Source organism: Spiribacter sp. SSL99, assembly GCF_009805925.1.
Lineage (GTDB): Bacteria > Pseudomonadota > Gammaproteobacteria > Nitrococcales > Nitrococcaceae > Spiribacter > Spiribacter roseus.
In genome coordinates, this window is sequence record NZ_MAOM01000011.1 from 355,605 (window position 1) to 365,537 (window position 9,933).

Annotated in this window: 12 protein-coding genes; 7 read left to right on the top strand and 5 right to left on the bottom strand. The window is 64.6% G+C overall.

The window, feature by feature from the left end; all coding sequences use genetic code 11:
• Positions 1 to 56: 56 nt before the first annotated feature.
• Complete coding sequence (locus BA899_RS03615) at positions 57 to 323, bottom strand: DksA/TraR family C4-type zinc finger protein (protein WP_159299735.1); 267 nt, start codon at positions 321 to 323, stop codon at positions 57 to 59.
• A gap of 23 nt (positions 324 to 346) precedes the next feature.
• Positions 347 to 1,027 carry a thiaminase II gene (gene tenA, locus BA899_RS03620; protein WP_159299736.1) on the bottom strand — a complete coding sequence of 227 codons (681 nt, stop codon included), beginning with the start codon at positions 1,025 to 1,027 and terminating at the stop codon, positions 347 to 349.
• An 89-nt stretch (positions 1,028 to 1,116) separates the two neighbouring features.
• Here tenA and BA899_RS03625 point away from each other — a divergent pair, with 89 nt between their 5' ends.
• Genes BA899_RS03625 through BA899_RS03655 form a run of 7 tightly spaced genes read left to right on the top strand, consistent with a single transcriptional unit; the run spans position 1,117 to position 6,702 of the window.
• On the top strand, positions 1,117 to 2,007 hold the full coding sequence (locus BA899_RS03625; protein ID WP_159299737.1) for an MBL fold metallo-hydrolase: 891 nt from the start codon (positions 1,117 to 1,119) through the stop codon (positions 2,005 to 2,007).
• Positions 2,008 to 2,033: 26 nt separating this feature from the next.
• On the top strand, positions 2,034 to 2,951 hold the full coding sequence (locus BA899_RS03630) for a VOC family protein (RefSeq protein ID WP_148121875.1): 918 nt from the start codon (positions 2,034 to 2,036) through the stop codon (positions 2,949 to 2,951).
• Positions 2,948 to 3,952, top strand: a complete 1,005-nt coding sequence (locus BA899_RS03635) for a hypothetical protein (protein WP_159299738.1) — start codon at positions 2,948 to 2,950, stop codon at positions 3,950 to 3,952. Before BA899_RS03630 ends, BA899_RS03635 begins: the two co-directional genes overlap by 4 nt.
• Positions 3,949 to 4,677 carry a DUF3320 domain-containing protein gene (locus BA899_RS03640; RefSeq protein ID WP_159299739.1) on the top strand — a complete coding sequence of 243 codons (729 nt, stop codon included), beginning with the start codon at positions 3,949 to 3,951 and terminating at the stop codon, positions 4,675 to 4,677. Before BA899_RS03635 ends, BA899_RS03640 begins: the two co-directional genes overlap by 4 nt.
• Complete coding sequence (locus BA899_RS03645; RefSeq protein WP_144347570.1) at positions 4,661 to 5,563, top strand: cation diffusion facilitator family transporter; 903 nt, start codon at positions 4,661 to 4,663, stop codon at positions 5,561 to 5,563. Before BA899_RS03640 ends, BA899_RS03645 begins: the two co-directional genes overlap by 17 nt.
• A 17-nt stretch (positions 5,564 to 5,580) precedes the next feature.
• Positions 5,581 to 6,252, top strand: coding sequence for a haloacid dehalogenase type II (locus tag BA899_RS03650; RefSeq protein WP_148122723.1), 672 nt, complete (start codon positions 5,581 to 5,583; stop codon positions 6,250 to 6,252).
• On the top strand, positions 6,253 to 6,702 hold the full coding sequence (locus BA899_RS03655) for a YaiI/YqxD family protein (protein ID WP_159299740.1): 450 nt from the start codon (positions 6,253 to 6,255) through the stop codon (positions 6,700 to 6,702).
• Positions 6,703 to 6,780: 78 nt separating this feature from the next.
• Here the strand turns inward: BA899_RS03655 and BA899_RS03660 are convergent, their stop codons facing one another.
• From BA899_RS03660 to BA899_RS03670, 3 genes are all read right to left on the bottom strand, one after another.
• The gene (locus BA899_RS03660; RefSeq protein ID WP_159299741.1) at positions 6,781 to 7,533 is read right to left on the bottom strand and encodes a DUF3726 domain-containing protein; all 753 of its coding nucleotides are present in this window, start codon (positions 7,531 to 7,533) and stop codon (positions 6,781 to 6,783) included.
• Complete coding sequence (locus tag BA899_RS03665) at positions 7,533 to 9,281, bottom strand: hypothetical protein (protein ID WP_159299742.1); 1,749 nt, start codon at positions 9,279 to 9,281, stop codon at positions 7,533 to 7,535. The genes BA899_RS03660 and BA899_RS03665 overlap by 1 nt, the downstream gene beginning before the upstream one ends.
• Before the next feature lie 11 nt (positions 9,282 to 9,292).
• The coding region (locus BA899_RS03670; protein WP_200833041.1) for a BCCT family transporter at positions 9,293 to 9,933 on the bottom strand (641 nt) is incomplete at its 5' end.

A 9,933-nucleotide genomic window follows, 5' to 3' on the forward strand; every position in this document is an offset into this window, starting at 1 on the left:
AAAACTGGAAAGAATTTATAGAGATACGTTAATGCTGATTAAGTATATGCGGCGACTCAGCGTAGCTGACTGTCTTTGCTGCCACGCCGGTTATAGGCCGATGGGTGGGTGCGGGCCTGATCGTGGGCTTGCTGGCACGCTACGCACAGGCGCACGCCGGGCAGCGCCTTGCGACGGCCCTCGGGGATGACGCTGTCGCAGTCCTCGCAGTGGGTCAGGCTCTCGCCGTGGGGCAGGGCGTCCTGGGCGCGTCGGACTGCGTCGTTAACGGCCCCCTCGATCTCGTCCTGTGCGGCGTCTTCGCTGCCAAATCCTTTCGCCATGGTGCGATTATCCGTGACGGCGCTCAGCTCCGCCGTTCGAGTCCCATTTGCCAGAAGTCGATTTCAAGCCGTGTCGCATCCCGAAACACGGTGACGAGTTCATCAAAGCGTGCCGGGGTTACATCGGCAAGACGGGCGTCGACCCAGGTGCGCTCGGCCGCCATGGCCGCCTGAAACTCGTCGCTTTCATACATCGCGATCCAGGCATCAAAAGGGTTATCGCCCCCGCGGACCGTGGTATGCCGGCGGTTGATCCAGTTGGCGATCTCGCCATAGCCGATCACGCAGGGGGCAAGCGCCACATGCAAATCGAGCAGATCGCCGCGATGGCCGGTATCGAGCACATAGCGGGTATAGGCCATGGTGGCGCGGGCCTCGGGCAATGCCTCGAGCTCGGCCTCGCTGATGCCCCATTCGCGGCAGTAGTCAACGTGCAGAGCCAGCTCCAGGTCGACGATGGCCTTCAGCCCCTCGTGGGCCTGGCGCAGGTCGGCAAGCGTGCGGCTTTTGTAGGCAGCCAACGCATAGGCCCGCGCGAAGTGAATCAGGAACAGATAGTCCTGCTTGAGGTAGTGCTGGAAGGAGTCATGGGGCAGGGTGCCGTCGCCGAGCTGGGCGACAAAATCATGCTGGATGTAGGCCTGCCAGTCGTTGGCACAGACCGCTTTCAGATCATCAAAACGATAGCGTGAACCATTACTCATGGACTGAATCCTCGCACGCGGTGGGTGGTGGGCGCCACGCTTTGGGAGACTGATAGACTCAGGCCCTCGCCAAAAGGAGAGGCCCAGTCGTGCAGCCCATCGTTCGATCGGTTTTTCATGCGCCCAGCCATACCTTTTCGTACGTGGTCTGGGACGCGGCAACCCGCCGGGCGGCGATCATCGACCCTGTGCTCGATTACGATCCGCACTCGGGCCGCAGCGGCACGCAGACCGCCGAGCAGCTCATCGCAGTGGTCGAGGCCGAAGGATTGCGCGTGGACTGGCTGCTCGAGACCCACGCCCATGCCGATCACGTGAGTGCGCTCGCCTTTCTTAAAGCCCGCTTTGACGCCTCCACCGCCATCGGCGAGCGCATCACCGAGGTGCAGGCCCGCTTTGCCCGGCTTTTCAATCTGGGTGAGGATTTTGCGACCGACGGCCGACAGTTCGATCATTGCTTTGCCGACGAGGAGACTTTTGCGCTGGGCGATCTCCCTGCGCAGGTCTTCCATACGCCCGGGCACACCAGCGATCACATTACCTATGTGATCGGGGACGCCGTGTTTGTTGGCGATACGCTTTTCATGCCCGATGCCGGGACAGCGCGTTGCGACTTCCCGGCCGGCTCGGCGCGGGACCTGTATCGCTCGATCCACCGTCTGTTTGCCGCGCTCGATGATGACCAGCGCGTGTTTCTGCTCCATGACTACGGCACCGACACCCGCGAGCCGGCTTGCCAGACCACTATTGGCGAGCAGCGCCAGGCGAATATCCATGTGGCGGAAGGCGTTAGCGAGGATGACTATGTGGCGATGCGCGAGGCCCGGGACGCCACACTGCCCATGCCCGTGCTGATCCTGCCGGCGGTGCAGGTCAATATCCGCGCCGGGCATTTCCCGCCGGCGGAATCCAATGGGCTGCGCTATCTCAAGATCCCGCTGGATGAGTTCGGCGCCCACTGGCAACCGCGCGAACACTGACCAGAGCGCTCTGATATCGTGACGGTATGACGACCGTTCAGGGCCTGCACCACATCACCGCCGTCGCCGCGGATCCGCAGCGCAACGCTGATTTTTACACGCGGGTCCTGGGGCTTCGCCTGGTCAAAAAGACCGTCAATCAGGACGATCCGTCCAGCTATCACCTCTACTACGGGGATGATCGCGGCCGTCCCGGCACGGCGATGACGTTCTTCCCGTTTCCGGGAGTGCCGGCGGGCCAAGCGGGCCGCGGTCAGCCCCTCGAGACGCGTTTTTCGGTGCCGGCTGATGCCATTGCCGCCTGGCAGTCACAGCTCGCCGACGCCGGTATCACGGTCACGCCGGGTCATACCGATGTCCCGATGCTGCAGTTTCACGATCCCGATGGTCTGCCGCTGGCGCTGATCGGTGATGCTCCCTCGTCCATCGCCGCTGACACGCGCGGCGAAACCGCCATTCGAGGGTTTTCGGGCATGAGTCTTGCCAGTCACCGGCCGGTCGCCACTGCGCGAGTGCTGACCGGGCTGCTGGATTATGTCGAGTCGGGCGCCGGCGTGGGCGGCACGCGGTTTGTCAGCGTTGACGCGCCGCTCGCCCGACACATCGACCTGGTGGAGGACGTTGCACCGGGGCAGGCGGGCTACGGCACCGTCCATCATGTCGCGTTCCGGGTCGCGGATCGTCCGGCGCTGCTCGAGCGGCTCGAGCGCATCCGCGCCTGGCAGCTGCCGTGTTCCGGTGAGGTCGATCGGTATTATTTCCGCTCGGTGTACTTTCGCGAACCCGGTGGCATGCTGTTTGAGATTGCCACGGATGATCCGGGGTTTGACGTGGATGAGCCGGTGGAATCACTGGGCAGTGACCTCAAGCTACCGCCGGCGCATGAGCCGATGCGCGCCACCATCGAGGCGCAGTTGCCAGCGCTTGTAAGTCGGCCCCTATGACAACCTTCAAGGTCGGTGAAAAGGACCGCGATGGGCGGCAGAAGCGCATTGACTACTCAGGCCGCTACCTGCGGGCGAGCCGCACCGGTGGGGTGGCGCTGCGCGCCCATGTCAAGGCCGCCGGCATCAACCTGACCGGCAACACCAGTCACGGCTTTCGTGTCTCCACCCGGTTGGCGAGGAACACCCAGGTCGCCATGCAGAACGGCCGGTTCGTGCTCCGGGGTCGCTACGGACCCGATATCGCCAAGGTAAACCTCTCGAAAAGCGGCGTGAGCGTCTCGAGCAAGGTGGGGCTCGGCACCATCAACTGGCTGCGCCCGGGGGCATCGTCGGCAAAGTTCGCCGGCGTGCAGTTCCGTGGTCAGAAAGCGGCGGCTGCCAATGGGATCTACCTGGCGCTGATGGGGTTGGCGAGCCTGACTCGGGGATTCTTCCGCCTCGCGGCGTGGGGCGTGCGGTTGCTGGCCAGTGCCCTGCAATGGGCCGTCGGGCGCTGGCAGCAGGCCCGCCAGGCCCGGGAGCGCATTGCCGTGGATACCGACACCGCGGCGGCCGCCGGCGAGGCCGTGCTCGGTGCACATGCCATCGTCCCATCCGCCGAACCGGTGCGCGATCTGTTCGCCGCGCTCGTTTACCTTACCGCCGTCATGGGGCGGGGCGATCGGGCGCTTGATGCGGCAGTTGTTGAGGCCCATGTCCCCGACAACCCGTTCACCGCGGTGCTGGTGACGGATGTCAATGCAGCGGGTAGGGTGCTTGAGCACGCCCTCGCCGATCACCCGGCCGCCGAAGACCCCGCGGCGATCCTCGGCGTGATCCACCATCTGGCGGGCGCGTTCGCCGCGCGCGTCGATGAGGCCATCCGCACCGAGGCGGTGTTCGCCATCGATGACGCCTGCCTGGCCCTGGGGCCGCGCACCATCCTGCAGGATGCGCTGCTCGACCGGCTGGTGGAATCCCTCGGTGTCGAACTCCAGTTGATCGGAGAGCGGGAATGACCGACGACCTCGGCGGCTTTGAGGCGGCGGTTCGCCTCCATGAGCAGCTCCTGAGACGACCCGACCCGGACGCCGCCGCAGCGCAGCTGTGCCCTGGCCGACTCGATCCGCTAACCCGGTGGACCGCCGATCTTCATCCGATACGCGCCTATCAGGCGATCGACCCGAACCGGCTGTCGCTGGCGGGGTATGACGACTTTCATGCCATTCCGGACGCGTCCCTTGAAGCGGCAATCGAAGGGGTTGTCGACGCCGAGGGGCCGGTGCATTTCGATACCCTGGCCGACCGCCTGCTGGCGGCCGCCGACGTGGGCCGGCTCGGCTCGCGCATCCGCGAGCGGATCGAGGCACGCCTCCAGGCCCTGTCGGCAACCCCCGATCTAAGCCAGCGGGGCGGGTTCGTCGCCCGTCCCGCGCAGTTTCTCAAGCCGCCCTATCGCGACTGGCGTGAGGCGCCGGAGAAAACCCGGCGGCTGGAAGCCGTCAGTGATGAGGAGCTCATGCTCGCGCTCTTCCGCGCGGTACTCGACGGCAACGCCAACGATGCTGAGACCGCGATGAATGCGGGCATCCACGCCATCGGATTCACGCGGCTGACGGACAACGCGCGCGATCGGCTACAGGGACCACTGGCGGCCCTGCTCGATGGGGGAATACTGGAGGCGGTGGGCGACGGGCTTCGGGTGGCAATGTTACCCTGTCCAGTCGATGACACACGATCATAGCCACGACCATAGCGCGCATTTCGCTGCCCATAACCGCTCATTCGCCATCGCCGTGGTGCTCAATACGCTGTTCGTGGTGATTGAGGCGGTTTACGGCGTGATGGCGGGGTCGCTCGCGCTCATCGCCGATGCCGGTCATAACCTCAGTGATGTCCTGGGGCTCATCATGGCCTGGGCGGCCAGCTGGATGGCGGGCAGGGCCGCCACCGACGCCCGGACCTATGGCCTGAAAAAGACCACGATTCTGGCGGCGCTGTTCAATGCGCTGATCCTCATCGCCGCGGTCGGCGGGATCACCTGGGAGGCCGTCCGAAGGCTGGCTGATCCGGCTGATGTCGCCGGTCTCACCGTGATCGGCGTGGCGGCGATCGGGGTAGTGATCAACGCGATCACCATGCTGCTGTTCCTCAAGGGCCAGCGGGGCGACATCAATATCCGCGGGGCGTTTCTGCACATGGCCGCCGATACGGCGGTATCGGTTGGTGTCGTGGTCTCCGGCACGATGCTGGTGCTGACCGGGCTCGCCTGGATCGACCCCGTGGTGAGCCTTGTCATTGCGGCGGTGATCTTCATCGGCACCTGGCAGCTGCTCAAGGATTCGCTGGCGCTCGCCACCGACGCCGTGCCCCGGGGCATTGATCCAGCCGCGGTGCGGGCCCGTCTTGAGGCGCTGCCCGGTGTGAGCTCCGCCCATCATTTGCACATCTGGGCGCTGAGCACGACCGAGAACGCGCTGACCGTCCATCTCGTCAAACCCGATCCCGAGGGCGACGACAGCCTCATCAGCGAGGCTTCAGCCATGCTGGCCGAGGACTTCAATATCCAGCACACCACCATCCAGTACGAGCGGGACCATCAACAGTGTCCGACCGGTGGCGGTTGTTGAGTGATAACGTGCTCGTCATGAAGCCGATCATCGTTTTCGACGTCAATGAGACGCTACTGGATCTGACAACGCTCGAACCGCTGTTCGCGCGCTGCCTGGGTGACCGCCGCGCCATGCGGGACTGGTTTGCCGAGCTGATTCTCTACTCCCAGACCGTCACGCTCGCCGGGCGCTATGTGCCATTCAGCGAGCTGGCCATCGCGACGCTGCGCATGCGCGCCGAGGTGATGGGCGCTCGGCTTACAGCCGCGGATGAGCAGGCACTGGGTGAGTTGATCCGCTCCATGCCGGCCCATGCAGATGTCGTCCCGGCACTCGAGCGTCTGCGGGCCAGCGGTTACCGGCTGGTGACGCTGACCAACTCGCCGCCGTCCGCATCCCCGACACCGCTCGAGCGGGCGGGGATCGCCGAGTACTTTGAAGCGCATTACAGCGTCCATCCAGTGGGCCAGTTCAAGCCCGCGCCGGCCTGCTACCGCCAGGTGGCATCGGCACTGGGGGTGCCGCTGCGGGATCTATTGCTGGTGGCCTGCCACGGCTGGGATACCATCGGCGCTCAGGCGGCGGGCTGTCAGGCCGCGTTTATCAAGCGCGCGGGCAACGCCGAAATCCGGCTCGCGGATCTCCCTCGACCCGACTTTGCCGCCGATGATCTCGAGACGCTGGTCGCAACGTTGGTCGCCGCCTGAATGCGTCTCTGGGTTGATGCCGATGCCTGTCCGGTCGCCGTTCGGGAAATCCTGTTTCGGGCGGCGCAGCGAACCGGCGTGCGGCTCACCCTGATCGCCAACCAACCGATCCCCGTGCCCCCGTCGCCCCTTATCGACACGGTACAGGTCGCTTCAGGCTTTGATGTGGCCGATGACGAGATTGTCCGTCGGGTGGGGGCCGGGGATCTAGTGGTGACGAGTGATGTCCCACTGGCTGCAGAGGTCATCGATCGGGATGCGTTGGTTCTGACGCCCCGGGGCGAGGCGCAGACGCGTGAGAATATCCGCGCCCGGCTGCAGATGCGGGATTTCATGGAAACGCTGCGCGGCAGCGGCATCCATACCGGGGGCCCGTCGGGCCTGACGGCGGCCGATCGTAAACGCTTCGCGGATGCACTGGATCGCTATCTCAGTCAGCTTCGACCCTGAGGTGAGCGCTCATGCTGGACGTCCTCGCTGGCGCTCGGTACCGCGTCTACGATCAAGATGGTCGCCCACGTTACCCATTTACCCGGCGCCACGGGCGCGGGACTCGGCAGTGGCCTCAACGAGCTTTCGCTGGGCGAGCACCTTCAGCTCTCCCCAGATCTGGGGGTCGATATCGACGCCCTGATCCCAGGCGTACCGCGAGCGGGCATTGAACTCTTCCGCCGTGACCGTCTCGAGACGCTCGATGCTCGGGTGATCGGCAGACGCAGCGGGCAGCATCGCAAAGTCCCGGGTGGCCACGATCGTCAGGGTGTCGGTATCGGCCTCCAGTTCACCGCCGCCATCGGCGCGAAAGCGGTGGAACACCGGCAGCTGCTCATCGGCCAGAGCGACGCCGACGTTCTGTACGGCGCGACGGGGTTCACCTGTGCACCAGAAAGCGGCAATGTGGTGGCTCCGTCTCGCGCAGCGGGGTAAATACCCCAGGATGAAGCTGCAATCGCGACAACCTCGAAGCCGTACGATACCCAGCCCCCACTCCAGAGCCCGTATGCAGGCCAGATCCGCCGCGAGGCTGCCGCCATGCAGCAGAGAACCATGATTCATTTCCAGGACTACGCAGCCGCCATCGTCATAGCGCCGGGTGAGAGCGGGCCAGCGCTCACCGCTGAGTCTTGGCAGGATTTCACCGAGCAGCGTCGCGCCGCCGAGGCCATGCTGCTCGAGCCACACCACCATATCGGCGGCATCCTCGAATTCACCGGGCGGGAATCCCAGGCCATCAAGGGCGCGGCGACAGATCGGCGTGAACTCGTTCAAAGAGACATGCATTAACGCTCTCCTCCGAGCTCGGGCTTGAGGGGCATCCACCAGTCATCCGCGAAATGCTGGCCGATGTCCTCGATACGGGGTGCGCCCTGGAACAGGGTGATCCTCACCCAGCGATCCGACCGCGGATCGAACTTGGTCGCACCGAAAAAGGCGAGCTTGCACCGCAGCAAGTGAATGGGCAGCGTGCCCTGGGCGAGCAGGTTGGCGCGGATATCGCCGAAGGCGTGCTCCGAGAGGGTCTGCACGCGCCGGGCGATGCCTTTGAAACGGGGATGGGCGAGCAGGAATTCGACCAGTGGTGTGGAGCGTTCCTGCGTGGCGCGCCAGTCAAGTAGGGCGTCGTAGAGCTCGCGGGTCTGTCGGGCCACATCAAGGCCCATCTCCCATTCATCACCGGCATCAACGCCGCGCTCACCCAAGCGCGGTTCCTCCTTCTCGGCCGATCGATACCAGAAAAGATGCGTCTGTTCAGCATCATCAAAATCGTAGTTGAGGGCCCAGTCATAGTCCCGCCGTAGCCGTGCCAGCAGATCGTCTGTACCCATTTCCGGTACGAGGTCCTGCGATTCGGAGGCGCCCATGGACTGCTCTAGCTCATCCACGCGCTCGGGGTAGATCTCGAGCATCAGTGAGTTGAGCAGCTCCTGGGTCTCAAGGGAGCAGTACGCCCGTGACCAGTCGAGCAGCGCCTGCCAGAGCATCACCTCGGGGATGGCGGTTTGTGCGAGCCAGTCGCGGGCCTCCTGTAACTCGGCGCCGAGCTGGGCGTTGCAGGCCGACTGGCGCGGATCATCGGTGAACGTCTCGGCATTGTGCGCGATGGTGTGATCGATCAGACCAATCATGCGCTCGCGGGTCTCCCGATTGGGCACTTCGCCGAGGCAGCGTGCCAGCGCCGATTCGCGCATCAGCAGCCACTGATTGATGAGCTGTGGGTGATTGATCAGGAATGGCGCCATGCCAAGACCGGTGCTGTTGCCGATCCCCAGATAGCGTTGCAGGTCGGGGTGTAGACCGACCGCCGTCTCAGGCGAGCGGCAACGGGCAATATGCTCAACCTGGCGGATGCTGAAATCGCGCAGCAGATAGACCGCGAACATCTGCGCCGAGAACGGCAGTCCGAAATCCTCCAGCTCGCGGATGCGCGGATAGTCGGCGATGCCGAACTTGCCGTTGCCGTAAACAGCTGTGGTGCGGTAGAGATAACCGACGCGGGCGAGCTGATCGGCATCGGGCTGATGACCCCGGGACAGGGCCTCAACCGTGCTGTCGAAGTTGCGCAGTGAGCGGTTGGCCCGGGAGAGCACCATGACTCGGGGATCACAGCGCCCCGCCTCCTGACGCGGTACGTTCTCGCGGAGGCGCTCGATATAACTATCATCGACATCCCCGAGACATAGGGCAAAGGCGACATCCCAGGCATTGGCGATCACTCGGTCGGAGCGTGCATCCGGGTCCAGGTGCTGCGAGAAGATAACGAGGTTGTAAATACGCGTGGGACTGGCCACGCGATAGATGCAGGTCCCATAACCGTTATCATCAAGATCGAAGCGCTCGCGCTGGATGGCCCAGCGCTCGGCCATGACCTTGCGCATCAACGTGCGGATGAAGCTGAGGCGGCATGGGTGCAGGCTGCCCAGCCGCTCAAGATCCATGACCTCAGACGCTGGGCGGAGTGGCACACGGCCGGTATCCGGCCGTGGGCTGTCAGCCTGCACGCTGACGGTGCGACGGATTCTAGAGACCATATCGATCCTCCCTACGGCTCGGCCTTGGCGAGCGAGGTCTGACGCACCAGCCCCTGCTCGCGGGCCATGGCATAGGCCGCCTTCGGCCCGGTCCACAGCGATGGCAGCAGCACCAGCGACACCGGGATGGCGGTCACCACGATGAACTGCTGCAGTGCCGAGATCTGCCCGGCACCCATGTAGAGCAGGATCGCGGCCATCACCGCCAGGGCGATCCCCCAGAAAGCGCGAACGCCTGTCTCGGGACGGTCGTGCCCGGTGGCGACCATGGAGATGGTGTAGCTCATTGAGTCGCCGGTCGTCGCCACGAAGATGGTGGTCAACAGCAGGACCGCGGCGGCCATCACCGAGCCCAGTGGCAGGGCCTGGGCAACGGTGAGCGTGGCGACATCAAAGCGGAAGTTGGTCAGGGCTTCGGCAAGATCGATGCTGCCGTTCAGCTGATAGAAGATGCCCGAGCCGCCCAGCAGCGTGAACCAGACGGTGGTGGCGACCGGAGCGGCCACGCAGACCGCCAGGATCATTTCGCGCACGGTGCGCCCACGCGAGATCCGCGCCACAAACAGCGCCATCAGCGGCCCATAGCCGATGAACCAGGCAAAGAAGAACACCGTCCACCACTTCATCCACCAGTCCGGCGCGGTCTGGGTGG

Excerpts from the sequence above, each read along its gene's own strand:
- BA899_RS03615 (WP_159299735.1), bottom strand. The coding sequence starts at position 323 with ATGGCGAAAGGATTTGGCAGCGAAGACGCCGCACAGGACGAGATCGAG.
- tenA (WP_159299736.1), bottom strand. The coding sequence starts at position 1,027 with ATGAGTAATGGTTCACGCTATCGTTTTGATGATCTGAAAGCGGTCTGT.
- BA899_RS03630 (WP_148121875.1), top strand. The coding sequence starts at position 2,034 with ATGACGACCGTTCAGGGCCTGCACCACATCACCGCCGTCGCCGCGGAT.
- BA899_RS03635 (WP_159299738.1), top strand. The coding sequence starts at position 2,948 with ATGACAACCTTCAAGGTCGGTGAAAAGGACCGCGATGGGCGGCAGAAG.
- BA899_RS03640 (WP_159299739.1), top strand. The coding sequence starts at position 3,949 with ATGACCGACGACCTCGGCGGCTTTGAGGCGGCGGTTCGCCTCCATGAG.
- BA899_RS03645 (WP_144347570.1), top strand. The coding sequence starts at position 4,661 with ATGACACACGATCATAGCCACGACCATAGCGCGCATTTCGCTGCCCAT.
- BA899_RS03650 (WP_148122723.1), top strand. The coding sequence starts at position 5,581 with ATGAAGCCGATCATCGTTTTCGACGTCAATGAGACGCTACTGGATCTG.
- BA899_RS03655 (WP_159299740.1), top strand. The coding sequence starts at position 6,253 with ATGCGTCTCTGGGTTGATGCCGATGCCTGTCCGGTCGCCGTTCGGGAA.
- BA899_RS03660 (WP_159299741.1), bottom strand. The coding sequence starts at position 7,533 with ATGCATGTCTCTTTGAACGAGTTCACGCCGATCTGTCGCCGCGCCCTT.
- BA899_RS03665 (WP_159299742.1), bottom strand. The coding sequence starts at position 9,281 with ATGGTCTCTAGAATCCGTCGCACCGTCAGCGTGCAGGCTGACAGCCCA.